Annotated in this window: 21 protein-coding genes; 14 read left to right on the top strand and 7 right to left on the bottom strand. The window is 62.3% G+C overall.

All coding sequences use genetic code 11. The features are described 5' to 3' along the window. Positions 1–27: 27 nt before the first annotated feature. On the bottom strand, positions 28–1,323 hold the full coding sequence (gene guaD / locus Q1A89_RS15475; protein WP_299730144.1) for a guanine deaminase: 1,296 nt from the start codon (positions 1,321–1,323) through the stop codon (positions 28–30). A gap of 118 nt (positions 1,324–1,441) precedes the next feature. Here guaD and mgtE point away from each other — a divergent pair, with 118 nt between their 5' ends. The 6 genes from mgtE (at position 1,442) to Q1A89_RS15445 (ending at position 8,259) form a co-directional block, all read left to right on the top strand. Then, positions 1,442–2,836 carry a magnesium transporter gene (mgtE, locus tag Q1A89_RS15470; RefSeq protein WP_299730141.1) on the top strand — a complete coding sequence of 465 codons (1,395 nt, stop codon included), beginning with the start codon at positions 1,442–1,444 and terminating at the stop codon, positions 2,834–2,836. A gap of 64 nt (positions 2,837–2,900) precedes the next feature. Beyond that, positions 2,901–3,455, top strand: coding sequence for a 5-formyltetrahydrofolate cyclo-ligase (locus Q1A89_RS15465; RefSeq protein WP_299730138.1), 555 nt, complete (start codon positions 2,901–2,903; stop codon positions 3,453–3,455). 102 nt (positions 3,456–3,557) lie between these two features. Continuing rightward, entirely contained in the window at positions 3,558–4,367 is an 810-nt protein-coding gene (locus Q1A89_RS15460; RefSeq protein ID WP_299730134.1) for a TIGR00282 family metallophosphoesterase, read from the top strand. Next, positions 4,364–5,287 (top strand): DMT family transporter, encoded by a 924-nt coding sequence (locus Q1A89_RS15455; protein ID WP_299730131.1) that lies wholly within the window; start codon positions 4,364–4,366, stop codon positions 5,285–5,287. The genes Q1A89_RS15460 and Q1A89_RS15455 overlap by 4 nt, the downstream gene beginning before the upstream one ends. Positions 5,288–5,337: 50 nt before the next feature. Continuing rightward, positions 5,338–7,116, top strand: a complete 1,779-nt coding sequence (locus tag Q1A89_RS15450) for an SLC13 family permease (protein WP_299730128.1) — start codon at positions 5,338–5,340, stop codon at positions 7,114–7,116. Positions 7,117–7,245: 129 nt separating this feature from the next. Further along, the gene (locus Q1A89_RS15445; RefSeq protein WP_299730125.1) at positions 7,246–8,259 is read left to right on the top strand and encodes a methyltransferase domain-containing protein; all 1,014 of its coding nucleotides are present in this window, start codon (positions 7,246–7,248) and stop codon (positions 8,257–8,259) included. Between the two features lie 18 nt (positions 8,260–8,277). Here Q1A89_RS15445 and Q1A89_RS15440 read toward each other — a convergent pair whose 3' ends face one another. The 3 genes from Q1A89_RS15440 to Q1A89_RS15430 form a co-directional block, all read right to left on the bottom strand. Next, complete coding sequence (locus tag Q1A89_RS15440) at positions 8,278–9,936, bottom strand: FAD-binding dehydrogenase (protein ID WP_299730122.1); 1,659 nt, start codon at positions 9,934–9,936, stop codon at positions 8,278–8,280. After that, positions 9,936–10,808 (bottom strand): bile acid:sodium symporter family protein, encoded by an 873-nt coding sequence (locus Q1A89_RS15435; protein ID WP_299730119.1) that lies wholly within the window; start codon positions 10,806–10,808, stop codon positions 9,936–9,938. Before Q1A89_RS15435 ends, Q1A89_RS15440 begins: the two co-directional genes overlap by 1 nt. An 87-nt stretch (positions 10,809–10,895) precedes the next feature. Then, positions 10,896–12,668 carry an SLC13 family permease gene (locus Q1A89_RS15430; RefSeq protein WP_299730116.1) on the bottom strand — a complete coding sequence of 591 codons (1,773 nt, stop codon included), beginning with the start codon at positions 12,666–12,668 and terminating at the stop codon, positions 10,896–10,898. A gap of 229 nt (positions 12,669–12,897) precedes the next feature. Between Q1A89_RS15430 and Q1A89_RS15425 the strand changes: the two genes are divergently transcribed. After that, positions 12,898–13,647 (top strand): YebC/PmpR family DNA-binding transcriptional regulator, encoded by a 750-nt coding sequence (locus Q1A89_RS15425; protein ID WP_299730113.1) that lies wholly within the window; start codon positions 12,898–12,900, stop codon positions 13,645–13,647. A gap of 87 nt (positions 13,648–13,734) precedes the next feature. Here the strand turns inward: Q1A89_RS15425 and Q1A89_RS15420 are convergent, their stop codons facing one another. Continuing rightward, positions 13,735–13,971, bottom strand: coding sequence for a hypothetical protein (locus Q1A89_RS15420; protein WP_299730110.1), 237 nt, complete (start codon positions 13,969–13,971; stop codon positions 13,735–13,737). Between the two features lie 269 nt (positions 13,972–14,240). Between Q1A89_RS15420 and Q1A89_RS15415 the strand changes: the two genes are divergently transcribed. From Q1A89_RS15415 to Q1A89_RS15385, 7 genes are all read left to right on the top strand, one after another. Beyond that, positions 14,241–14,837 (top strand): LysE/ArgO family amino acid transporter, encoded by a 597-nt coding sequence (locus Q1A89_RS15415; RefSeq protein WP_299730107.1) that lies wholly within the window; start codon positions 14,241–14,243, stop codon positions 14,835–14,837. Between the two features lie 50 nt (positions 14,838–14,887). Further along, entirely contained in the window at positions 14,888–15,790 is a 903-nt protein-coding gene (locus Q1A89_RS15410) for a DMT family transporter (RefSeq protein WP_299730104.1), read from the top strand. A 69-nt stretch (positions 15,791–15,859) separates the two neighbouring features. After that, positions 15,860–16,435, top strand: coding sequence for a transcriptional regulator BetI (betI, locus tag Q1A89_RS15405; RefSeq protein WP_299730101.1), 576 nt, complete (start codon positions 15,860–15,862; stop codon positions 16,433–16,435). Next, positions 16,432–17,940, top strand: coding sequence for a choline-sulfatase (gene betC, locus Q1A89_RS15400; RefSeq protein WP_299730098.1), 1,509 nt, complete (start codon positions 16,432–16,434; stop codon positions 17,938–17,940). Before betI ends, betC begins: the two co-directional genes overlap by 4 nt. Before the next feature lie 42 nt (positions 17,941–17,982). Further along, positions 17,983–19,440, top strand: coding sequence for a betaine-aldehyde dehydrogenase (betB, locus tag Q1A89_RS15395; RefSeq protein WP_299730096.1), 1,458 nt, complete (start codon positions 17,983–17,985; stop codon positions 19,438–19,440). Between the two features lie 250 nt (positions 19,441–19,690). Further along, the gene (betA, locus tag Q1A89_RS15390; protein ID WP_299730094.1) at positions 19,691–21,340 is read left to right on the top strand and encodes a choline dehydrogenase; all 1,650 of its coding nucleotides are present in this window, start codon (positions 19,691–19,693) and stop codon (positions 21,338–21,340) included. Positions 21,341–21,394: 54 nt separating this feature from the next. Next, positions 21,395–22,045 (top strand): thermonuclease family protein, encoded by a 651-nt coding sequence (locus Q1A89_RS15385; protein ID WP_299730092.1) that lies wholly within the window; start codon positions 21,395–21,397, stop codon positions 22,043–22,045. On the opposite strand, the gene Q1A89_RS15380 is transcribed toward Q1A89_RS15385, so the two are convergent. Both Q1A89_RS15380 and Q1A89_RS15375 read right to left on the bottom strand, forming a co-directional pair. Next, entirely contained in the window at positions 22,042–23,442 is a 1,401-nt protein-coding gene (locus tag Q1A89_RS15380; protein ID WP_299730581.1) for a helix-turn-helix transcriptional regulator, read from the bottom strand. The two genes, Q1A89_RS15385 and Q1A89_RS15380, sit on opposite strands and share 4 nt — an antisense overlap. A 66-nt stretch (positions 23,443–23,508) precedes the next feature. After that, complete coding sequence (locus Q1A89_RS15375; protein ID WP_299730090.1) at positions 23,509–24,726, bottom strand: multidrug effflux MFS transporter; 1,218 nt, start codon at positions 24,724–24,726, stop codon at positions 23,509–23,511. Positions 24,727–24,777 lie beyond the last annotated feature (51 nt).

Below are 24,777 nucleotides of genomic sequence, written 5' to 3'. Positions count from 1 at the left end.
AACTCGGGAATCGGGTCGGAAACAGTCTCAGTTTCCGCCGCGCAGGGGCAAGCCGTTGACCCAGGTGGCAGAGACCGCGCGATCATCGCCCATCATGATGGTGGGAAAGACAGCCTCCCAGATATCCTCTGCCTCGGCAGCGCGTTGGGCGATGGCCGGGGTCGAGGCCAGATCAAGCACGCAGATATCGGCAGCCATTCCGGGAGCAAGGCTGCCGATCTCGTTCCCGCGATGTAGAACTGCCGCCGACCCGGCGGTGGCCAGCCACAGCAATTGCGCAGCATGCACCGCCTCTCCGCGCAGTTGCGCCACCTCGTAGGCCGCCGCCATCGTGCGCAGCATGGAAAAGGATGACCCGCCGCCGGTATCCGTGGCCAGACCCACGCCCTGACCTGCGCGCGCCAGGCCCATCAGATCAAACAGGCCCGAGCCGATGAAGGTGTTCGATGTCGGGCAATGCACGACGCCTGCGCCCACCTCGCGCAGACGGTCGATCTCGCGCGGTTCCAGATGGATCGAATGCCCGTAAAGCCCGCGTGCGCCCAGCAACCCTGTCGCCTCGTAAGTGTCGAGATAGTCGCGGGCCTGTGGGAAGAGGTCGCGCACCCATGCGATCTCGTCCACCTGCTCGCTCAGATGGGTCTGCATCAGTGCCTCGGGATGTTCGGCCCAGAGCGCGCCAAGTGCATGCAGCTGTTCGGGTGTCGAGGTGGGCGAAAAGCGCGGGGTGATCGCATAGACTGCGCGGCCTTTGCCGTGCCAGCGGGTCAGCAGCGCCTTGCTGTCGTCATACGCACTTTGGGCGGTATCGCAGAGTGCATCGGGCGCGTTGCGGTCCATGCAGGTCTTGCCCGCCACAATGGCCATGCCGCGTGCGGCCCCGGCCTCGAACAGGGCCTCGGCGCTGTGGGGGTGGATGGTGCAAAAGCTGGCCACGGATGTCGTGCCGTGATCCAGAACCAGATCGAGATAGCGGGATGCGATCCGGGTCGCGTAGTCCGGATCGCTCAGGCGGATTTCTTCGGGAAAGGTGTAGGTGTTGAGCCAGTCGATCAGCCGCTTGCCCCAGCTCGCGATCATCGCGGTCTGCGGGTAATGGGCATGGGCGTCGATAAAGCCGGGCAAGATCAGATGACCGCCATAGTCGTGATGGACCGCCTCGGGCCCGGCGGCTGTGCGCGCATCCTCGCCGATGGCCGCAATCTGACCGTTTTCGATCAGAAGGGCGCTGTTTTCCGCAATGCGAACGGCGTCCTGCCACGGCCCGGTGAACGGATTGCCCGCAAAGTGCAGCACGTGGCCGGTGAGAAGGTGGCGTGTCATCCCTGTCTTATGTCCCAATCTTGGGGGGCTGCGCAAAGCCAAAACGCGCGCCCATTGTCAGTTTGCGGGGTGCACCCTATGGTCGGCCTCACACCAAGCGCAGCCAGTGGGGGACACCATGTCAGAGGACACCGATGTGATGGAGCCCGGCGGCGAAGACAAGGGCTATGTCCTTGAGCGCAAAGACGTATCGGCGATCCTATATGCCGTGGATATCGACGATCGCGCGCAGCTGACCGCGCTGATGGAGCCGCTGCACGCGGCCGATATCGCCGACCTTCTGGAGCAGATCAACGCCTTTGACCGGGCGCGCCTGATCCGCCTCTATGACCGTGAATTTGACGGTGACATCCTGTCAGAACTCGACGAGTCGATCCGCGAAGAGGTGATTGGCGTTCTCAAACCGACCGTTCTGGCGGACGCGGTGCGCGAGCTCGACAGTGACGACGTGGTTGATCTGATCGAGGATCTGGACGACGCCCAGCAGGAAGCGATCCTTGATGCGCTTGAAGAGTCCGATCGCGCGATGGTCGAACAGTCGCTGGCCTTTCCGGAGTATTCCGCGGGCCGCCTCATGCAGCGCGAGGTGGTCATGGCCCCCGAACACTGGACCGTGGGCGAGGCGATTGATCGCATGCGCAGTGCGGATGAGCGCGACTTGCCGGACCAGTTCTATCATCTGGTGCTGGTCGATCCGCGCCTGCATCCCATTGGCAATGTGACGCTGGGCAAGGTGATGCGCTCGCGCCGCGAGGTGCGTCTGGCCGATCTGGTGGAGGAGACATTTCGCATCATTCCCGCCACACAGGCCGAAAGTGACGTGGCCTATGCGTTCAACCAGTATCACCTGATTTCGGCCCCGGTGGTCGATGAAGAGGGTCGCCTGATTGGTCAGATCACAATCGATGACGCCATGGCCGTGCTGGATGACGAGCATGAGGAAGACATCCTGCGTCTGGCCGGGGTGGGGGACGAATCCGCGCTGTCTGACAACGTCGTGGAAACCACCCGCCAGCGCCTGCCCTGGTTGGCGGTGAACCTTGTGACCTCGATCCTCGCCTCTCTGGTCATTGCCCAGTTCGAGATGGCAATTGCGCAGATCGTGGCGCTGGCCGTGTTGATGCCCATCGTCGCCTCGATGGGGGGCAATGCGGGCACGCAGTCGCTCACAGTGGCTGTGCGCGCGCTGGCCACCAAAGACCTTACGGGCGCCAATGTCTGGCGCGTGATCCGCCGCGAAGTGATTGTCGGGCTGATCAACGGGCTCGTTTTTGCCGTGGTGATGGGCATCGTCGGTGTGATCTGGTTCGGCTCGCCCGCACTGGGCTATGTGATTGCGGCCGCCATGGTGGTGAACCTTGTGGTGGCCGGATTTGCCGGTACGGTCATTCCGGTGGTGCTGGACCGGATGGGGATCGACCCGGCACTGGCCTCTGGCGCCTTTGTGACCACGGTGACGGATGTGGTTGGTTTCTTTGCCTTTTTGGGGCTGGCTGCGGCGGTGTTGTTGTGACGCTTACGGATCGCTCTTTGGCTGCGCCAAAATCGCCCCGCCCGCCGTCCCATGGGGTCTGTGCATGGATGTGAGCGATCAAAAGGCTGCGGCGCGCAAGGCGGCATTTGCCCGTCGCAAGGCGGCGTTTGATCTGGATCGGGGCGGGGCGTCGGGTCTGTTGTCTTCGGTTCTGGCAGGGTATCGCGGCGTGCCGCTGGCCGGTTACATGCCGATCCGTTCGGAGATTGACCCACTGGCTGCCATGGCCGAGGCCGCGGCCCACGGCCCTGTTGGCGTTCCGGTGATCATGGGCGCTGACATGGCCCTGCGCTTTTCGCGCTGGAGCCCGGACGGGGCGCTGCGTGCCGGACCTTTTGGGGCGCAGGTGCCTGAGGTGGATGACTTTTTCGACCCCGAGATCGTGATTGTGCCGCTGGTCGCCTTTACCCGCGCAGGCGGGCGACTGGGCTATGGGGGCGGGTTTTATGATCGCACGCTAGCGGGGCTGCGTACGGCCCGTCCGACGTTGGCCATTGGGTTCGCCTATGGCGCGCAGGAGGCTGATGGACTGCCGCTGGAGGCTACGGATCAGCCGCTCGACATGATCGTCACCGACTCCGAGGTGATCGAGATCTGAGGGGGCCCTGCCCCCGCGGCTGCGCCGCTCCCCCGTGGTATTTTTGGTCAGAAGAAACATGAACTGCTTGCCGTTCCCGGGCCATGGGGCATATGGGGCGGTATGAACATTCTCTTTCTGGGTGATGTGATGGGCCGCTCGGGCCGTCAGGCAATCACCGAACATCTGCCCCGTCTGCGTGACGACTGGAATCTGGATTTCGTCGTGGTGAATGGCGAAAACGCCACCTCTGGCATGGGCCTGTCCGGGGCACATGCCCGCGCACTGCTGGATGCGGGGGCGGATTGCGTGACGCTGGGCGATCATGCCTTTGATCAGAAGGACATGCTGCAGTTCATCGAGAGTGAGCCGCGCATTGTCCGCCCGCTCAATTTTTCCAAGGCGGCGCCGGGCAAGGGCGCGCGGCTGTTTACCGCGCGGGGCGGCAAGAAGGTGTTGGTGGCGCAAGCCCTGGGTCAGGTGTTTATGAAGCGCCCCTTTGATGATCCGTTTTCGGCCCTTGAGACCGTGTTTCGCACCCATCCGATGGGCGGTGAAGCAGATGCGATCATCGTGGATTTCCATTGCGAGGCGACGTCCGAGAAAATGGCGATGGGGCATTGGTGTGATGGCCGGGCCAGCCTGATGGTCGGCACCCACACCCATGTGCCGACGGCGGATGCGATGATTCTGTCCAAAGGGTGCGCGTACCTTACCGATGCGGGCATGTGCGGCGACTACAATTCGGTCATTGGCATGCAGCGCGACGAGCCTTTGCGCCGCTTCATTACCGGTATGCCGAAAGAGCGCTTTGCCCCGGCGCTGGGTCCCGCCACACTGTCAGGTGTCTATATCGAGACCGATGCGAGCGGTCGCGCCACCCGCATCGAGATGGTGCGTCAGGGCGGGGCCTTGCCAAATAGCGGGCCATGAGCCGCTCTGAAAGACTGACCTGCGTGGCTGCACTGATTGTGCTGGGCGCGGGCTGGGGCATGACGATGCCGCTGACCAAAATCGCGGTCAGCACCGGGTACAAGCATTTCGGGCTTTTGTTCTGGCAGATGGGTATTGGTGTGATGGTGATGTCGGCCATTGCGCTGCTGCGCGGCACACGTCTGCCCTTGGGGGCGGCCCAGTTGCGGGTCTATCTGCTGATTGCGCTGATTGGTTCGGTCCTGCCGAACACGGCCAGCTATCAGGCGGCTGTGCATTTGCCCTCGGGGGTGATGTCGATCCTGTTGTCGATGATCCCGATCTGGGCCTTTCCCATTGCGCTGCTGCTGGCGCTTGACCGGTTCGAGCTGCGCCGGTTGTTCGGGTTGATTGCGGGCCTGTGTGCCGTTCTGCTGATCGTTCTGCCCGGGGCCGATATGTCGGGGACCATCCCGATGTTCTGGGTGCTGATCGGGCTGATCTCGGGGCTGTTTTACGCGTTTGAGGGCAATTATGTGGCGCGCTGGGGCACTGCGGCGCTTGACCCCATTCAAGTGCTTTGGGGGGCGTCGATTGTCGGCAGCCTGATTGCCTTGCCGCTGGCGCTGAGCACGGGGCAGTGGATCGATCCGCGCCCGCCTTATGGACCTGCCGATCTGGCGCAAATGCTCAGCGCGGTTCTGCATGTGCTGACCTATACGGGCTATGTCTGGCTGGTCGGGCGGGCGGGGCCGGTCTTTGCCGTGCAGATCAGCTATCTGGTGACATTGTTCGGGATTCTCTGGGCCAAACTGGTGCTGGATGAGGCCTATCCGCCTGTCATCTGGGGCGCGCTGGCGCTGATGATGTTGGGCATGTACCTCGTGCAGCCGCGCGGCAAAGCGGCGCTTGATGAGGGGCGGGCAATGCGCGACACTTGAGCCCAAGGTTCGTGCACCGTCTTTTGGGTGCCTTCAAAAGGCTGTCGCACATGTCGCTGTTGAATGCCTCGCCCCTGATCAGCCCGCTTCTGGCGCTGTTTCTGGTCGTGGTCATGTTTGTGCTGTTCGTGCGCGAGACCTATTCGACCGAAGTCGTGGCCATTGCGGGCACGGCCTGCATGCTGGCGCTGGGCATCCTGCCCTATGATGCGGCCCTTTCGGTGCTGTCCAACCCGGCCCCCTGGACCATTGCGGCGATGTTCATCGTGATGGGGGCGCTGGTGCGCACAGGCGCGCTGGATGTGTTGACCCGACAAGCCGAACGGCTGGCCAAGACGCGGCCCAAAACGGCTGTTGTCGGCGTCATCCTCGCCGTCATGGCGGGGTCAGCCATCATGAACAACACACCCGTGGTGGTCGTGATGATCCCGGTCATGGTGCAGTTGAGCAAGACGCTGGGGGTCAAAGCCTCCAAACTGCTGATCCCGCTCAGTTATGCGGCGATCATGGGCGGTTCGCTGACGCTGATCGGGACTTCGACCAACCTGCTGGTGGACGGGGTGGCGCGCAATCAGGGGCTGGCGCCCTTTGGCATCTTTGAAATCCTGCCCATTGGTCTGGTCGTCTGCGTCTGGGGGTTGATCTACATGTCGATCTTTGCCCCCCGACTGTTGCCGGATCGGGACAGCATGGCGAGTATGCTGTCGGACCGCTCCAAGATGAAATTCTTTACCGAAGCCGTGATCCCCCCCGACAGCAACCTTGTTGGCCGCGAAGTGACTGGCGTGCAACTGTTCAAACGCGAGGGCGTGCGTCTGATCGACGTGGTGCGCGGGGATGTGTCGCTGCGCCGCGAGTTGGCGGATGTGGTGTTGCAGGTGGGCGACCGGGTGGTGTTGCGCACGCAGATGACCGAGTTGCTGAGCCTGCAGGCAAACAAGGAGTTACGCCGTGTCGATCAGGTGTCTGCGGTGGAAACTACAACTGTCGAGGCGTTGATCACGCCAGGGTGCAAGATGGTGGGCCGTTCGTTGGGCTCGTTGCGGCTGCGGCGGCGGTACGGGGTCTATCCGCTCGCAGTGCATCGCCGGAACCAGAACATCGGGCGGCAATTGGATGCGCTGGTGGTCAAGGTGGGCGACACGCTGCTGCTGGAAGGCGCGCCTGCCGACATCCAGCGTCTGGCCGCCGATCAGGAGATGGTCGATGTTTCGCATCCTTCCGCGCGGGCCTATCGGCGTGCCCATGCGCCCATCGCCATTGTTGCGCTGGCCGGGATCGTGATCCTCGCGGCATTGAACATCGCGCCCATCCTGCTCTTGGCCGTGTTGGCCGTGGCACTGGTACTGGTCACCGGCTGCATCGACGCGGATGAGGCGTTTTCCTTTGTCGACGGGCAGTTGCTCGCGCTGATCTTTGGCATGCTTGCCGTGGGGGCGGGCTTGCAGAATTCGGGGGCGATCATGCTGATCGTCGACGGGGCCTCGCCCGCGCTGGCCACGCTGCCGCCAGCACTGATCGTTTTCGTGGTGTTCGTGATGACCTCGACCCTGACCGAGATCGTGTCCAACAACGCGGTGGCCGTCATCATGACGCCGATTGCGATCAGCCTTGGGGCCGCACTGGGCCTTGACCCGCGCCCCTTGGTGGTGGCGGTGATGATCGCGGCCTCGTGCGCCTTTGCCACGCCCATCGGTTACCAGACCAACACGCTGGTATACGGCCCCGGTGGCTACAAGTTCAGCGACTTCATGCGGGTGGGAATCCCGCTGAACCTGAGCATTGCGGTCGTGGCCTCGCTGGTCATTCCGTTTATCTGGCCGTTGTGAGTAGAGTGAGGCGGGCAGCCGGACCTGCCCCAGCACGCAAAGACGTCATCTGGCCCGCATTTCTGGCGCTTGCACATCGCCCGACACAAGGCCAAGACTGCGCTTCGGGGACAACAGGGCGATGAATCCATGAAAAGAAACCAATTTCTGCTGAAAGGCATCGACAAATCCATGCTGGGTCTGGAAGTGGCCCCCTGGTTCAATCCGATCGTTGCCAAGGCCGACGGCTACAATGTGCGCACGCTTGACGTGTTTGATTTCGACACCTTGATGGAGCGCGCGAAAGGCGACCCGGAAATCGACGCACGCGGCTATGACAAGCTGGAAGCGGTCGACTATGTCGGCAGCGCAACCGAAGTACTGTCGCTGGTGCCCGCCGAACAACATGGGACCTTTGATTATGTGGTCAGCTCACACAATTTCGAACACCTGCCCAACCCGATCAAGTTTCTGCAAGGTTGCGAGGCGCTCTTGTCCGAGGGTGGCAGCCTTGTCATGGCCCTGCCGGACGGACGCGCCTGTTTTGATTATTTCCGGCCCCACACAGTAACGGCCGATTGGCTCGAAGCCTTTGTGGAGGATCGCAAGCAACCTTCAGAGCGTCAGTTGTTTGCCGGACATACGGACCTTGCATATGCCAAAGGCAAGCCCGACCGGGGTGCGGCGGCCGTTAGCTTTTCGACGCTCAGGACCGAGATTGAAAACCGAAATAGCCTGGCTGAAAAATGGTCCGAATGGCAAGAGCGTAAGGGCAAGGGCGACTACATCGATTCCCACTGCACAGTGATGACGCCTGCCTCTTTTCAATTGCTGATCGAGGATTGCGTGGCTTTGGGGCTTATTTCATTCAATATTGACGAGGTGTCGCCCACCAATGGTGTGGAATTCCTTGTGCGCTTGACCAAACGCAAGGACCACAAGAGTGCAGATGCGGACGACTACCCGGCCCGTCGCACACGTTTGCTGCATGCCGTCTGGGACGAGCAGGCGGTCAGGCAGGGTGCCAAACGGTACGGGAATGCGGCAACGGCCGAATTTTATCTGAACTTCGCCGCAGGGCTGTCGGTGGTGCAGCGTTTGAAAATGGCGATCCGTTTGGCCAACAAAAAACGTATCGCACGCCGCCGTTCTCGCGCCGACTGAACTGTCGGGCGGCGCGCGTCACCCGATCGCCTTAGACCGCCCCGCATTGCGCCCCGAAAAGATGCAGCCGCCCAGGAATGTGCCCTCAAGCGCGTTGTAGCCGTGGTAACCGCCGCCTCCGAACCCGGCAACCTCTCCGGCGGCGAACAGGCCCGGCACCGTGTTGCCATCCGCGCCGATCATCTGGCTGTCCAGATTGGTGTGCAGCCCGCCCAGCGTCTTGCGCGTCAGCACGTGCAGCTTGACCGCGATCAGGGGCCCATTGGCGGGGTCGAGGAACTTGTGTGGCTTGGCCGTGCGCAGCAGCCGGTCGCCACGATAGTTCCGCGCGGCGTGGATCGCCATCATTTGCGCATCCTTGGAAAACGGGTTGTCGATCTGGGCGTCGCGCGCCTCGATCTGGGCACGCAGGCGGGCGGCGTCGATCAGGTTGTCGCCACCGATCTGGTTCATGCCTTTCACCAATGTGTCGAGATCATTGGCAACGACGAAATCCTCGCCCTTTTCCTTGAAGGCCTCGACGGGTCCTGTGGCATTGCCGCCGGACAGAACGCGCTGTTTGATCACTTCGGCCCATTTCTTTGACGTCAGATCGGGATTCTGTTCCGATCCGGATAGCGCGAATTCCTTCTTGATCACCTTCTGGGTCAGTACGAACCAGCTGTATTCGTATCCCGTTTCAAGGATCATCTTCAGCGTCGACATGCTGTCAAAGCCGGGCAGGGCGGGCGGGGCAAAGCGGTTGCCACGCGCATCAAACCACATCGAGGACGGTCCCGGCAGGATGCGGATGCCATGGGCGGGCCAGATCGGATCCCAGTTCCTGACCCCTTCGGTGTAGTGCCACATCCGGTCGCCATTGATCACATGGCCGCCCGCGTTTTCGGAAATGGCGATCATGCGTCCATCCACATGAGCAGGCACGCCCGCAACCATGTCCCTGGGCGCGGGGCCAAGGCGCTCGGTCGGCCAGACTTTGCGCACCATGTCGAAATTGCCGCCGATGCCGCCGGAGGTCACGATGACCGAGGGCGCACGCAGTTCAAAATCGCCCACTGCATCGCGGTTAGTCTTTTGCCCGCGCGCGGCGGGATCTTCGGCCAGAATTGTGCCGCTGACACCTTTGGCGGCCCCGTTTTCCATGTCGATGCGGTCGACCTGATGGCGAAAGTGGAACTGGATCAGCCCGGCCTTTTCATGCTCCAGACAGCGGCGCACAAAATGTTCGATGATGCCGGGGCCTGTGCCCCAAGTGAGATGAAAGCGCGGCACCGAGTTGCCATGCCCATCGGCAAAGCTGCCGCCGCGCTCGGCCCAGCCGACGATGGGAAACCAACGCAGACCCATGGCGTGCAGCCAGGGTCGCATCTCGCCTGCGGCAAAATCGATATAGGCCTCGGCCCATTTCCGCGGCATCGCGTCCTCGTCCCGGTCGAACTGTGCACTGCCCATCCAGTCGTTTAGGGCGAGATCGCGGCTGTCCTTGATGCCCATGCGGCGCTGCTCGGGTGTGTCGATCATGAACAGCCCACCCAGCGACCAGAAGGCCTGACCACCGAGAAAACTGCGCGGTTCCTGATCGACGATCAGCACATGTTTGCCTCGGTCCCCGAGTTCGGCGGCAGCGGCAAGACCTGCAAGGCCTGCACCCACGATGATGGCATCAGCGCGGTCCATCAACTGTCTCCTCTGGGGCGGCGAAACCACAGCACAAACGGGGTCACCACGAGGTACATGGTGACGCCGTAGATGGCCGAGGGCAGGGTGAGCGGGCTCAGGAAGCCGTCGGGCTGGTTGGCGATCAGCGTGCCAAGTGCAATGCCCAGCGTGCCGTTCTGGATGCCGGTTTCGACGGCGACAGTCTTGGTCTGCGACCAGTCAAGCGCGAGGCCGCGCGCAATGGCGAGGCCGATGCCGATCAGCACGAGGTTCAGCGTGACAAGGCTGGGTCCGAGGGTGGACAGGTTCTCGGTAAACAGCGCCCAGTTGCTGGCGATGGCCGCGATCACTATGATGACGAACAGAACCGACGACATTAGGCTGAGGACAGGGTCGATCCGGATGGCGAAACCTGTCGCGACATGGCGGATGAAGACGCCAAGGCAGACCGGGACGGTGGTGATGGCAAAAACGGCAAGGGTAAGCGAGGCGATGGAGATGTCCGGCGCATTTTCGGCCATGAAATAGGTCACCGCCCATGCGGTCAGGGCGGGCACGGTCAGCAGGCTCAGCAGGCTGATCACGGCTGTGAGCGAAACGGACAGGGCCACATCCGCGCGCGCCCATTTGGAAATGACGTTGGATGTGACGCCACCGGGGCAGAACGCCAGCAGCATGATACCGGCGGAGAGGGCGGGCGGCAGATCAAAGGCAAGCACGATGCCAAAGGCCACGACGGGCAGGATGATCACCTGTGCGATGGCCCCGGCGGCAAATGCGCGTGGCGCCTTGAGCACGCGGGTGAAATCACCCACCGTCAGCCCGATGCCGAGGCTGAACATGATGATGGCCAGCGACAGTGGCAAAACCACGTTGATAAGTATGTCCATGACGTCCTCCCGCGCTCACGTTAACCGCGTTCTGCCAAGGTGCAACGTTTACCCTTGGTCAGGTCGTTTTCCATCGTCGTGCCGTCCTCAGAGCGGCCAGAAGACAAGGATCGCGGGGATTGAGACGGCCACGACAATGACCTCAAGCGGCAGACCGATCCGCCAATAATCCCCAAAGCTGTAGCCGCCCGGGCCAAGGATCAGCGTGTTGTTCTTGTGCCCGATGGGCGTGAGGAAGGCGGAAGAGGCCGCGACGGCCACCGCCATCAGGAACGGGTCGGGTGAGACGCCCAGCGTCTGCGCCATCTGGATGCCCACCGGGGCGGCCACGATGGTGGTCGCGGTGTTGTTGAGCACGTCCGACAGGCTCATCGTGACCACCATCAGCACGGTCAGCACCGCCCATGCGGGCATGCCGTTTGTGAGGGTCACCAGCCATCCCGCGATCAGCTCGGTCCCGCCCGAGCTTTCGAGCGCCGCACCCAGCGGGATCATCGAACCCAAGAGAACAATGACGGGCCACTCGATATGGGTGTAAAGTTCGGACAGTGGCACGATCTTCGACAGGACAAAGGCCACCACAACAAGCCCTAGCGCCACGGGCAGGTAAAGCAGACCGACGCTGGCCGCCGCCACCGCCCCGACAAAAAGACCGATGGCCAGCCACACCTTGTCGTCCGCCGTAACTGCCAGCCCGCGTTCGGCCAGGGGGAGCGCGCCGAGCCATTGCGTGACATCCGCCCCGGTGTCGCGGGGCACCAGCAGCAACAGGATGTCGCCCGCCCGTATCGGCGTCTTGCGGATCTGTTTGGTGATTTTCTGGCCGCCGCGCGATATCCCCATCAAGATCGTCGATTGCCGCCAGCTGAGCCCAACCGATTGCGCCGTGCGCCCGATCAGACGGGATTGGTCGGTCACGACGACTTCAATGATTTCAACACCTTCGCCCGCGGCCTTCAACTGGTCTTCGCGCTTGGCCTCGGCCACGGCGAGCCCGCTTGCGGCACGGAATTCATCCAGCGCATCGGGGGTGGCCTCAAGCACCAGCGCGTCCTCGGCCTGCAGCGCGCTGTTGCGTGCGCGCCCATAGCGCCGCCTGCCGTCGCGGATCAGCCCGATGATGGCGACATCCGCCTTTTCGGCGTCCTCTTCCAGTGCGCCCAAGCGCTGTCCGATCAGTTTGGACTCCGTAGGCACCGTCAGTTCCGCGATATATTGCGAGACCTCTTCGCTGACGCTTTTTTCGTCCTCCCGCGCCGGGATCAGCCGCCAGCCGACCAGCGCGACGAACAACAGCCCGGCAATGGCGGCCACACCGCCGACGGGGGCAAAGTCGAACATGCGGAACGGTTCGCCCAGACTGTCCTGCCGGATTGCCGCGATGATGATGTTGGGGGGGGTGCCGATCAACGTGACCATGCCACCCAGGATCGTGGCAAAGCTGAGCGGCATCAGGCTGAGCCCCGGACTGCGCCCGGCCTTGCGCGCGGTCTGGATGTCGACGGGCATCAGCAGGGCAAGGGCCGCCACGTTGTTCATGAAGGCCGACAACACCCCGCCGATGGCGCCCATCAGCGCGATATGGCTGCCAAGGCTGCGGCTGGCATCGACCAGCGTGCGCGTGATCAGGAACACGGCCCCCGAGCGGACAAGCCCGGCTGAGACCACCAGCACAAGTGCGACCACCAGTGTCGCCGGGTGGCCAAAGCCCGAAAACGCATCAGCGCTTGGGACAACGCCCAGAACGACGCCGATCATGAGCGCGCTGAAGGCCACGATGTCATAGCGGAACCGCCCCCAGAGCAGCAGGCCGAACACGGCGCCGAACAGCGAGAAAAGGATGATTTGATCGGTGCTCATGCGGCCTTTCCGATACATGTGTCATTGCGGGTGGCTGCACGTTGTCACAGGCCGGGTCAGGGGGCCAGCCCTCTCGGCCTGCGGCCTCACCCCCGGGATTTTTTGGAAACAGAGAAGGGTGCAGGTTGCGCCTGCATCGTGTCGTCCCAAGGCCTTGCCCCGCCTTGCCGCCTTGTCCTATATCGGCGCGGCAGGCATACCGAGATTTGAACGCGCGAAGGAGGCAGCCATGGCAGGCCACAGCAAATGGGCAAACATCCAGCACCGCAAGGGGCGTCAGGACAAGATCCGGGCCAAGCTGTTTTCCAAGATGTCCAAGGAAATCACAGTGGCGGCCAAGATGGGCGACCCGGACCCGGACAAGAACCCGCGCCTGCGTCTTGCGGTGAAAGAGGCCAAGTCGAACTCGGTCCCCAAGGACGTGATCGACCGCGCGATCAAGAAATCGCAGGCCGGTGAGGGGGATGAGTACGAGGAAATCCGCTATGAGGGCTATGGCCCCAATGGCGTGGCGGTGATTGTCGAGGCGATGACGGACAACCGCAATCGCACCGCCTCGAACGTGCGCTCGACCTTTACCAAGAACGGCGGCAACCTCGGCGAGACGGGCAGCGTTGGCTTCATGTTCGAGCGCAAGGGCACGGTCAGCTATCCGGCGGATGTCGGGGATGCCGACACCGTCATGATGGCGGCGATCGAGGCCGGGGCCGAAGATGTCGAATCCGGTGAAGGCGGCCACACGATCTGGTGTGCGGACACGGACCTTAACGAGGTGTCAAACGTGCTCGAGACCGAACTGGGTGAATCCGAGTCCACCAAGCTGGTCTGGCGCCCCACCACCACAACCGAGATGGACCTTGAGGCCATGCAAAAGCTGATGAAGCTGATGGATGCGCTGGAAGATGATGACGACGTCCAGCAGGTGACCACCAATTTCGAAGCCAGCGACGAGGTCATGGCGCAGCTGGACGAAGACTAACCCGATCGGGCAACACACCGTTCAGGCATTAAAAAACGCCGCCCCGGTCACGGATGCGGCGTTTTTCGTGAGTGGTGGTTTTTTGGTCTAGAAGAACAGCTGCCGTGCGGCCTGGCTCCACGTGGCGGCGGGCGCCCCTTGCGAGGAAGGCGTCTGACGGCGCAGGCGACGCATCAATCCTTTGAGGTCGTTGAGGCGGGTGCGCGCAGCATTGCCGCCGGCGCGGCTTTGGACCGACAAGATCTTTTCCTGCGTCTGCAGGGCGGCCTCGATCAACTCGAGGTCTTGAAGGGTCAGGTCAACGCTATGTGTCTCATCCAGCATCGGAGTCAGTCCTTGTTATCTTTGACCAGCATACGTTTTCATCAGGGATACGCTAATCATCTATGATCAGATCACTGTGATAACCACTACTGGTGACACCTTTTGGCACGAGGTCGCCATCCGGGTCTCAAGGATATAGGGTGTGCTGCGCGCAATTGCTCTGTGTTTGTGTGCATGGCTGGTGTGCAAAAAACGTATAGCTTGGATATGCTTGTGACCGGAACTTGCACCACTTGTGCCGCTCAGTTCACGGCGCGAGGTGTGCTGGAATGACAACTTTCTTGCCCGGCTTTTTTCTGTCGATCTCGCTGATCCTCGTGATCGGTGCGCGGAATGCCTTTGTGTTGTGTCAGGGGGTGGGGCGCGCCCACGTGGTCTGCGTATGTCTGGCCTGCGGGGTGTCTGATGCCCTGTTGATCGCGTCCGGTATTGCCGGGTTTGGGGCGCTTGCCCGGGCCGCTCCATGGGCTGAGCCGGTGATGCGCTTTGGTGGGGCTGCGGGTCTGCTGTGGTATGGATGGCGCCATGCCCGCGCGGTCTGGCGTGGGGGTGCCGCACTGACGGTCGATGGGGCAGACAGCCAAAGCGTGCGACAGGCGGTTCTCGCGGTGCTGGCGCTGAGCTGGCTCAATCCGCGCGTCTATCTGGACATGGGTGTGCTGATCGGTTCGATGTCGTTGCACTATGACAACCGGGGGATCTTTGGCCTCGGCGCGGTGATGGGCAGCGTCGCGTTTTTCTTTGCCCTTGGATATGGCGCGCGGCTTCTGGCGCCACTCTTTGCGCGGCCCCGTGCGTGGCGGGTGCTGGATGCGATCATTGCGCTGACCATGTGGGCCATCGCATTGAAACTGCTTTATCTTTAAAGGGCTGTAACGGGCTTGCAAGCCTCGACCCAAGCCCGCATTGATAGGGTATGCAACACGGCGACCCCAAACCCCTGAAGGGCATATTCTGGATGCTGGTGACGGGCCTTTGCTTTGTCGCTGTCACGGCGATTGTCAAATATATGGGCCCGCGTGTGCCCCCGGCCGAGGCCGCGTTTCTGCGCTATCTCCTAGGACTGGGTTTTCTCATTCCGATGTTGCCTGCGGTACGTGCGGCCCACCTGACGCCGCGCCAGTGGCGGCTGTTTACCTTGCGCGGAGTGTTTCATTCCGGCGGCGTGATCCTGTGGTTTTTTGCCATGACCCGCATTCCCATCGCCGAGGTGACAGCGATGAATTACCTGGCCCCGGTCTATGTCAGCGTCGGAGCAGCCCTGTTTCTCGGCGAAAAGCTGGCCATGCGCCGGATCGCGGCAATCGCCGTAGCCCTGATCGGCACAGCGGTCATCCTGCGCCCCGGTTTCCGGACGGTTGAGCAGGGTCATATCGCGATGATGTTTTGCGCCGTCACCTTTGCGGGGTCCTACCTGCTCGCCAAGGTTCTTGCGGATGAGGCAAAACCGGCCGTCGTCGTCTTCATGCTGTCGGTTTTCGTGACCCTTGGGCTGGCCCCGTTTGCGCTGGCGGATTGGGTCACGCCAAGCTGGGGCGATCTGGGGCTGCTCTTTGCCGTGGCCTGTTTTGCGACCGCCGGACACTACACGATGACGATGGCTTTTGCCGCCGCACCGGTCACGGTCACACAGCCGATCACGTTTTTGCAACTGGTTTGGGCCGTTGCGCTCGGCGCGTTGGTCTTTTCCGAGCCGGTCGACATCTGGGTGATCATCGGCGGCGGACTGATTCTGGCCTCGGTCACCTTCATCACGTGGCGCGAGGCGGTGCTGAAGCGGCGGCCTATCACGCCGCCGACCCCTGCGACCAAGATGTGATTTTTTATTGATTGACGAGTCAATAAAAAACCAGCAGGTTGGCGCGCACTGTCAATCTGGGGGTCAGATATGCCGAAACTTGGGATGGAGCCGATCCGCCGCGCTGCATTGGTCGAGGCCACAATCGCCGAGATCGGGGCGGCGGGATCGCTGGACGTCACGGTGGGGCAGATCGCCAAGCGGGCCGGCATGTCCACGGCGCTCGCACACCATTATTTCGGCGGCAAAGACCAGATATTTCTGGCGGCCATGCGCCAGATCCTGCGTGATTTCGGGATCGAGGTTGTGGCTGGCCTGCGCTCCGCCCGCACGCCGCGCGCCCGCGCGGAGGCGCTGATTGCCGCCAGTTTTGCGCCCTCCTGCTTTGCGCCCGCTACGGTCAGCGCGTGGATGACGCTTTATGCGCAGGCCACGACCCATCCCGAAACGCACCGGTTGCTGTTGCTTTACCAGCGCCGCCTGCGTTCAAACCTCACCCACGCCCTGCGCCCGCTCAGCCGTGATCCCCGCCGGGATGCCGAACTGCTGGGTGCCCTGATTGACGGGCTTTACCTGCGCGCAGGGCTGGGGGCAGATGGCTCGGTCGATACGGCCAAGGCCACGGCGGAGCGCGCCCTTGATACCCTCACCACAGGTGCGCCATGACCCGTCCCAACATCCTCATCTTCATGGTCGACCAGCTGAACGGCACCCTGTTTCCTGACGGTCCTGCGGACTGGCTGCACGCGCCGAACCTCAAGAAACTGGCCGCCTGCTCGACCCGGTTCAAGAACTGCTACACCGCGTCGCCACTTTGTGCGCCGGGGCGTGCAGCGTTCATGTCGGGCCAGTTGCCAAGTGCGACGGGCGTCTATGACAATGCGGCCGAGTTCACCTCGTCCATCCCCACCTACGCCCACCATCTGCGCCGCGCGGGCTATCAGACGTGCCTGTCGGGCAAGATGCATTTTGTCGGCCCCGATCAGATGCATGGGTTCGAGGAACGGCTGACCACCGACATCTACCCCGCCGACTTCGGCTGGACCCCGGACTATCGCAAACCCGGCGAGCGGATTGACTGGTGGTATCACAACATGGGGTCGGTCACCGGCGCGGGCGTGGCGGAAATCTCCAACCAGATGGAATATGACGACGCGGTCGCCTTTCATGCGACGCGCAAGGTCTATGATCTGGCGCGCGGCCATGACGCCCGGCCCTGGTGCCTGACAGTCAGCTTTACCCACCCGCATGATCCATACGTGGCGCGCAAGAAATATTGGGATCTCTACGAGGATTGCGAGCATCTCATGCCAACCGTCGGCCCGATCCCTTACGAGGATCAGGACCCGCATTCGCAGCGCATCTTTGACGCCAATGACTGGCGCAGCTTTGACATCACAGACGAGGACGTGCGCCGCTCGCGCCGGGCCTATTTCGCTAACATCTCCTATCTCGACGACAAAATCGGTGAGGTGATGGAAGCGTTGGAAACCACCCGGCAAGAGGCGATCATCCTCTTTGTTTCCGATCACGGCGACATGCTGGGCGAGCGGGGGCTGTGGTTCAAGATGTCTTTCTTTGAGGGCTCTGCGCGCGTGCCGATGATGATCAGTGCGCCGGATATGACCCCGGGTCTGATCATCGACCCGGTCAGCAATATCGATGTCTGCCCGACCTTGTGCGATCTGGCCGGGGTCAGCATGGACGAGGTCGCGCCATGGACGACAGGCCAGTCGCTGGTCCCGCAAGGGCAAGGGGTGGAGCGCACCGAACCGGTGGCGATGGAATATGCCGCCGAAGGCACCCAGGCCCCGATGGTGTCGCTGCGCTATGGCAAGTGGAAATACAACCGATGCGCGCTGGACCCAGACCAACTCTTTGACCTTGAGGCCGACCCGCATGAGCTGACCAACCTTGCCGAGGTCGCCGCACATCAGGGCACACGCGACCAGCTCAGGGCCAAATCCGAGGCGCGGTGGGATTTGGATCGCTTTGACGCTGATGTTCGGACCAGTCAGGCGCGGCGCTGGGTGGTTTATGAGGCGCTGCGGCAGGGGGGCTACTACCCTTGGGACTACCAGCCGCTGCAAAAGGCGTCCGAGCAGTACATGCGCAACCACATGGACCTCAACACCGTCGAAGAAAACCAGCGCTTCCCGCGCGGCGAATGAGCCTGTTTCTTCTGACCAGAAATACCACCGCCGGAGGCGAAATTGACCTATCCAACCCAACCCACCGCCAGCCATTTCATCAATGGTCGATATGTCGAGGATGACGGCGGCGCGCCCATCGACGTGATCTATCCCGCCACAGGGGCCGTGATCGGGCGGGTCCATTCCGCGACCCCGGCGATCATCGATCAGGCGCTGAATGCGGCGCGTGACGCCCAAGGCACATGGGCCGCGCTCAGCGGAACCGAGCGGGGCCGCATCCTGCGCCGCGCCGCCGACATCATGCGGGAACGCAATCATGATTTGTCGGTGCTGGAAACCTATGACACCGGCAAACCCTATCAGGAAACCTCCGTTGCGGACGCCACCAGCGGCGCGGATGCGCTGGAATATTTCGGCGGCATGGCCGCGACCCTGACGGGTGAGCATATCCAGTTGGGCGAGGACTGGGTTTATACCCGCCGTGAACCGCTCGGCGTTTGTGTGGGCATCGGCGCGTGGAACTATCCCACCCAGATCGCGAGCTGGAAAGGCGCACCGGCGCTCGCCTGCGGCAACACGATGGTGTTCAAACCGTCCGAAACCACACCGCTGTGTGCGCTGAAAGTGGCAGAGATTTTATACGAGGCAGGGGTGCCTGCGGGTGTTTACAACGTCATTCAGGGCCTTGGCGATGTGGGCGCGGCGCTGGTCAGTGACGCGCGCGTCGACAAGGTGTCACTGACCGGATCAGTGCCCACCGGGCGCAAGGTCTACGCCGCTGCGGCGGCGGGCATCAAGCATGTGACGATGGAACTGGGCGGCAAATCCCCCCTGATCGTCTTTGACGATGCGGATGTGGAAAACGCCGTGTCCGGTGCCATCCTCGGCAACTTCTATTCCTCGGGGCAGGTCTGCTCCAACGGGACGCGGGTCTTTGTGCAGAAGGGGATAAAGGACGCATTTCTCGACCGCCTCGCACAGCGCCTTGCGGACGCCGTCATTGGCGATCCGCAGGATCCGGCGACGTCCTTCGGACCGATGGTTAGCGAACGGCAATTGGGCATCGTGGAGGGCTACATCGCCAAGGGACAGTCCGAGGGCGCGCGGCTGGTCTATGGAGGTAAGCGACTGGAGCGGGAGGGGTTTTTTATCGAGCCCACCGTTTTTGCCGATGTCACCGATGACATGAGCATTGCGCGCGAAGAGATTTTTGGCCCGGTGATGGCCGTCCTTGATTTCGAGGACGAAGCTGAGGTGCTGGCGCGTGCCAATGATACCGAATTCGGGCTCGCCGCAGGCGTCTTTACCCGTGATCTGACCCGCGCGCACCGGGTGGCGGCGGGCTTTCAGGCGGGCACTTGTTTCATCAACTCCTACAATGATGCCCCGGTCGAGGCGCCCTTTGGCGGATCGAAATTGTCGGGCGTCGGGCGCGAAAACTCCAAGGCGGCGATCGAACACTACAGCCAGCTCAAGTCGGTCTATGTGCGCATGGGCGATCTGGAGGCACCGTTTTGAGAAGTCGGGACGCCCTTTTTGGCGCGCGCCCACCCGCCCACCCCGCACGCCAAAAAGGGCGGCATCGGGGGCGAGCGGTGCGCCGGTTGAAACAGAAGGATTTTGGCTGAGAGGTGCTTGAGGGCGCTGTGTGCGCCGCAAGTGACCTCATCGAGAATAAGACGCGATTCCCCGAAGCCCCAAGGACAGGCCGCGCTGCGCGCGGTGCTTCGCATCCTTGATCCTTCGCGGAATCACCAAGAGGTGAAAGATGGAAGCAGATTTTGTAATTGTCGGGGCTGGCAGCGCAGGCTGCGCCGTGGCCTATCGGCTGGCTGAGGCCGGGCAATCGGTGCTGGTGATTGAGCATGGCGGCACCGATGCGGGCCCGTTCATCCAGATGCCTGCGGCGCTGTCCTATCCGATGAACATGAAACGCTATGACTGGGGGTACCAGTCCGAACCCGAACCGCATCTGGGCGGGCGGCGTCTGGTTTGTCCGCGCGGCAAGGTGGTCGGCGGCTCGTCCTCGATCAACGGCATGGTTTATGTACGCGGCCACGCGATGGATTTTGACCATTGGGCCGAGGCGGGGGCCGACGGTTGGGCTTATGCGGACGTGCTGCCCTACTTCAAAAGGATGGAGACATGGGACGACGGCGGCCATGGCGGCGATCCGCATTGGCGCGGCAGTGATGGGCCACTGCACGTGATGCGCGGGCCGCGCGCCAACCCGCTGTTCCACGCCTTTGTCGAGGCGGGGCAACAGGCAGGTTATGAGGTGACCGACGACTATAACGGGCAGAAACAGGAAGGCTTCGGCCCGTTTGAGCAGACCGTTTACAAAGGGCGACGCTGGTCCGCAGCCAACGCCTATCTGAAACCTGCGCTGAAACGGCCCAATTGCGATCTGATCCGGGGGCTGGTCGAGCGGGTGGAGATGGCGGACGGTCGCGCCACTGGTGTGGTCTTGGCCGATGGGCGGATCGTGCGTGCCCGACGCGAGGTGATCCTGGCCGCCTCGTCGATCAACTCGCCCAAGATATTGATGCTGTCGGGTATCGGCCCCGCCGCCCATCTGGCTGAACATGGGATTGATGTGGTCGCCGACCGCCCCGGTGTCGGGGCAAATCTGCAGGACCATCTCGAGATGTATATCCAGATGGCGTCCAAACAGCCGATAACACTTTACAAACACTGGAACATCGTCTCAAAGGCCATGATCGGGGCGCAATGGCTGTTCACGGGAACGGGGCTTGGAGCCTCAAACCAGTTCGAAAGCTGCGCCTTTATCCGCTCTCAGGCGGGCGTGCCGTACCCGGACATACAGTACCATTTCCTGCCCATCGCCGTGCGCTATGACGGCAAGGCGGCAGCGGAAGGGCACGGATTTCAGGCCCATGTCGGGCCGATGCGCTCGCCCTCGCGCGGCGCGGTGACTTTGCGCTCAAATGATCCGAAGGATGATCCGGTGATCCGCTTCAACTACATGAGCACGGATCAGGACTGGGAGGATTTTCGCCGCTGCATCCGCCTCACGCGCGAGATTTTTGCCCAGCAAGCCTTTGAACCTTATGTGAAACATGAAATCCAGCCGGGTGCGGCGGCGCAAAGCGACGACGAATTGGACGCGGTCATCCGCGAACATGCTGAAAGCGCCTATCACCCCTGCGGTACCTGCCGGATGGGGCGGGCGGACGACAAAACGGCGGTCGTGGACCCGCAGGGTCGTGTCATCGGGGTTGATGGGTTGCGGGTGGTGGACAGCTCAGTCTTTCCTCGCATCACCAATGGCAACCTCAATGCGCCATCGATCATGACCGGTGAGAAGATGAGCGATCATATCTTGGGGCGCGACCCACTTGCGCGCAGCAATGACGCCCCGTGGATACACCCGGAGTGGGAGTCAACACAGCGTTAACGATTCCCCGCGATTGCGTTTGAAAAGTAAACGCAATCGCCCCACATAGAGGAGATGTTAAGAATTTGTTCTGCCCTTGTTCTAGTCTGCGCCAGCTTGCCCTCATGGGCGGACGTTGCGGGCCCCGTGCGTGTCATCGATGCGGATACGTTTGATGTGGGTGCAACCCGCGTGCGCCTGCACGCCATCGACGCCCCCGAACAGGACCAGATGTGCCTCACCGAACATGGGCTCGCCTTTGCCTGCGGGGCGTGGGTCAGCGAACAGGTAATTGCCCGTTTCGAGGGCCGCGTGGCCACCTGCGCACAGACAGACATCGACCGTTATCAGCGCGTTGTAGCCACCTGCCGGGTGGACGGCGTCGACATGGGGCAAGAGATCGTGGCCAATGGCTGGGCCTTTGCCTATCGCAAATACGGGATGGATTACGATCTGGACGAAAAGGCGGCTTATGTGGCCGATCGCGGCCTGCACGGGTTTCGCGTCCAATCCCCCGCCCAGTTCCGCGCCACCCGTGCCAAGGGGCGCATCCCTCTCGATCCCAATTGCCGGATCAAGGGCAACATCTCGAAAAACGGGCAGATTTTCCACGTGCCCGGACAGGAATTCTATGAACGCACCGGGATCAACACCGGTAAGGGCGAACGTTGGTTTTGTTCCACCGCCGAGGCGCAGGCGGCGGGCTGGCGGCCTGCGCGGCGCTAGCTGACCACGTAAGGCAGCACCCCGCGTGTGTCTGGATCGACCGACAATTGCCGCTCGAGCGGTGGGACAGAGCGCTGGTGACATTCCTTGCGCTCGCAGATGCGGCAGGAAATCCCGATAGGCTCAAACGCCGCGTCTCGACTGATGTCGAGCCCGTCTGCAAACACCAGATGCGGCGCGTGCTTGACCTCGCAACCAAGCGCGATGGCATAGCGGCGCACAGGTGCCCCGAACCGCCCCCCAGCCTTTGAGACGTCACGCGCAAGGCTGATATAGCGCGCGCCATCTGGAGTTTCGGCCAGTTGCCGCAGGAACTGGCCGGGCTGTTCAAAGGCACGGTGGACGTTCCACAGCGGGCAGGCGCCGCCAAAACGGGCGAACTGCAGCCGGGTCGCAGAATGGCGTTTCGTGATCGTCCCGGCCTGATCGACCCGCACAAAGAAAAATGGGATACCCTTGGCCCCGGGGCGCTGCAGCGTGGACAGACGGTGGCAGACTTGTTCGATGGAAGCGCCAAACCCGGTGGCGAGTTGTTCCAGATCGTGTCGCGTGGCCTGAGCCGCCTCAAGGAACGCTGTGTAGGGCATCAGCGCCGCCCCGGCGAAATAGTTGGCGAGGCCAATCTTGGCGATGGCGCGCGCCTCGTTGGAATGGAAACGCGCGAGGTCAAGCGTCGCCTCCAGCAGCGGGTCTTGACGCACAAGCGCGACCTGCAACAGCAGTTGGAACGTCTGGCTTTGATGGGTGGCGCGGGTCGATATGCTGAGCGTGCCCGCCTCCGGATCGAATTGGCGCAGCGTGTCGCTGTCGTCAAAACTGACAGTTACGCCTGCATTGGCCAGTGCCGAGACGGCGGCGACGCGGATGTTGCCGTGCCCGCCCTTGGCGGTGGCAAAATGCTCGGCAGCGCGGTCGACCGCGTCGATATAGTTGTCGCAATAATGAAAGAAATCGCGCACCTCTTCCCACGGGGACGGGCGCAGGCGGGCATCTTCGCGCCCCAGCGCCTCGTCGAGCGAGGCAAGCCGTTCGTGGGTTTGCCGGTAGGCGCGGTGCAGGTCAAGAAAGGCGCGCGCGAGCGCCGGAGCATTTGAGGCGACAAGACGCAGATCGGCGAGGGGCGGCATGTCGGCGACAAAGACCGGGTCGGCCAGCGCCTCGCGCATGTCCGACACGACCCGCGCGCCATCCCCGGCGCTCAACTCGGTCACATCCAGCCCGAATTCCTTGGCCAGACTCAGCACAACCGACGTGCTGACCGGCCTGTTATTGTTCTCCATCTGGTTCAGATAGGGCAGGGACACGCCCAGCTTGGCGGCAAAGTCCTTTTGGGTGAGGCTGACGCGTGTGCGCACTTCGCGCAGCTTGGCACCGGCATAGAGTTTTGGGCTGGCCATCCGAATCCCGTCTTTGCAGATTTGCATTTGCTGCAGGCTAGGTTTGCAAAGCGTCTGGTGCAACCCTTAGGCGAGGGTGAGGCGCCGCTCGCGACGGTAGACGGCTGTGATCGCCAGCAAGGCACAAACGCCAGTGCCGCACATCAGGCCCAGCAGTGGAAAGGCCCCGGTTTCGGGGGTCAGCAGGAAGCCGGCCAATGCCGACAGGGCCGCACCTCCGCCGATCATAATCGCCCCGCCAAGGCCCGACGCCGTGCCCGCCAAATGTGGGCGCACCGACAGCATGCCTGCGGTTGCGTTGGGGATGACCAGCCCGTTGCCCAGTCCCACAAACGTCATCATCCCGAAAAAGCTGATCGGGGTGCCAAGGCCTGCCACGAAAATCATCAGCGACAGGAAGGTGCCAAAGGCGTTTGCGATGCAGCCGAACAGCACCAGTTTGTTGACGCCAAATGTCGTGGAATATCGCCCGGACAGGAAGTTTCCTAGGAAGTAGCCCACTGCCGGCGCGCCGAAGAAAAAGCCCAACTCGGACGGACCCATACCAAAGACCTGCGTGCCCACAAATGGCGCGCCGCCCAGATAGGCAAAGAACGAACCCGAGCAAAAGGCCGCCGCCATCGAATAGCCCCAAAAGCGCGGCGAACGCAGCAGTTCGGGGTATTCCTTGAACTGCTCGATCAGGGTTTTCGAGGATTTTTGCGCCGTCTCGCCAAGGTCCGAGTAGACCAGCCACAGCATCAGGCCGCCGATGCCGAAAAACAGCCAGAACACCGATTTCCAGCCAAAGGCTTCGTCCAGCAGGCCGCCAAGAAACGGCGAAATCATCGGCACCACCGCCATGCCCATGGTCACGTAGCCGATCATCGATGCCGAATGGTCCTGATCATAGAGATCCCGGATCACCGCGCGGCTGAGCACCATGGCCACGGCGACAACCGCCTGGCTCATGCGAAAGAACAAAAAGACCTCTGCATTGGGCGCAAAGATGCAGCCCAGCGTGGCCAGCATGAACAGGGCGATGCCCCACATCAGCACACGGCGGCGCCCCAGATTGTCCGAGATTGGGCCGATGATCGTCTGCATCACCGCCGAGACTGCCAGGTACAGCGCCACGGACAGCTGCATGACGCTGTAGTCGGTCTCGAAATAGGCGCTCATGTTCGGCAGGCTGGGCAGGAACATGTTCATGACCATGGCCGACACCCCGGCCATCAGGATGAGCGTTGATATATGCGGTGGGGTGGAGCGGTCCAGAAAGCGGACCTTGGGGTGGTTGTCCATTTCTCCTGAGTTAGGACGGGATAACTGAACTGTCCAGTGCAGTTTTGCACG

Origin of the sequence: uncultured Tateyamaria sp. (assembly GCF_947503045.1) — a bacterium.
GTDB lineage: Bacteria > Pseudomonadota > Alphaproteobacteria > Rhodobacterales > Rhodobacteraceae > Tateyamaria.
The sequence above is the reverse complement of the archived record's forward strand: the minus strand, read 5'-3'. Positions and strand labels throughout refer to the sequence as shown.

Coding starts and splice junctions, on each gene's coding strand:
- guaD (WP_299730144.1), bottom strand. CDS start 1,323: ATGACACGCCACCTTCTCACCGGCCACGTGCTGCACTTTGCGGGCAAT.
- mgtE (WP_299730141.1), top strand. CDS start 1,442: ATGTCAGAGGACACCGATGTGATGGAGCCCGGCGGCGAAGACAAGGGC.
- Q1A89_RS15465 (WP_299730138.1), top strand. CDS start 2,901: ATGGATGTGAGCGATCAAAAGGCTGCGGCGCGCAAGGCGGCATTTGCC.
- Q1A89_RS15460 (WP_299730134.1), top strand. CDS start 3,558: ATGAACATTCTCTTTCTGGGTGATGTGATGGGCCGCTCGGGCCGTCAG.
- Q1A89_RS15455 (WP_299730131.1), top strand. CDS start 4,364: ATGAGCCGCTCTGAAAGACTGACCTGCGTGGCTGCACTGATTGTGCTG.
- Q1A89_RS15450 (WP_299730128.1), top strand. CDS start 5,338: ATGTCGCTGTTGAATGCCTCGCCCCTGATCAGCCCGCTTCTGGCGCTG.
- Q1A89_RS15445 (WP_299730125.1), top strand. CDS start 7,246: ATGAAAAGAAACCAATTTCTGCTGAAAGGCATCGACAAATCCATGCTG.
- Q1A89_RS15440 (WP_299730122.1), bottom strand. CDS start 9,936: ATGGACCGCGCTGATGCCATCATCGTGGGTGCAGGCCTTGCAGGTCTT.
- Q1A89_RS15435 (WP_299730119.1), bottom strand. CDS start 10,808: ATGGACATACTTATCAACGTGGTTTTGCCACTGTCGCTGGCCATCATC.
- Q1A89_RS15430 (WP_299730116.1), bottom strand. CDS start 12,668: ATGAGCACCGATCAAATCATCCTTTTCTCGCTGTTCGGCGCCGTGTTC.
- Q1A89_RS15425 (WP_299730113.1), top strand. CDS start 12,898: ATGGCAGGCCACAGCAAATGGGCAAACATCCAGCACCGCAAGGGGCGT.
- Q1A89_RS15420 (WP_299730110.1), bottom strand. CDS start 13,971: ATGCTGGATGAGACACATAGCGTTGACCTGACCCTTCAAGACCTCGAG.
- Q1A89_RS15415 (WP_299730107.1), top strand. CDS start 14,241: ATGACAACTTTCTTGCCCGGCTTTTTTCTGTCGATCTCGCTGATCCTC.
- Q1A89_RS15410 (WP_299730104.1), top strand. CDS start 14,888: ATGCAACACGGCGACCCCAAACCCCTGAAGGGCATATTCTGGATGCTG.
- betI (WP_299730101.1), top strand. CDS start 15,860: ATGCCGAAACTTGGGATGGAGCCGATCCGCCGCGCTGCATTGGTCGAG.
- betC (WP_299730098.1), top strand. CDS start 16,432: ATGACCCGTCCCAACATCCTCATCTTCATGGTCGACCAGCTGAACGGC.
- betA (WP_299730094.1), top strand. CDS start 19,691: ATGGAAGCAGATTTTGTAATTGTCGGGGCTGGCAGCGCAGGCTGCGCC.
- Q1A89_RS15385 (WP_299730092.1), top strand. CDS start 21,395: ATGTTAAGAATTTGTTCTGCCCTTGTTCTAGTCTGCGCCAGCTTGCCC.
- Q1A89_RS15380 (WP_299730581.1), bottom strand. CDS start 23,442: ATGGCCAGCCCAAAACTCTATGCCGGTGCCAAGCTGCGCGAAGTGCGC.
- Q1A89_RS15375 (WP_299730090.1), bottom strand. CDS start 24,726: ATGGACAACCACCCCAAGGTCCGCTTTCTGGACCGCTCCACCCCACCG.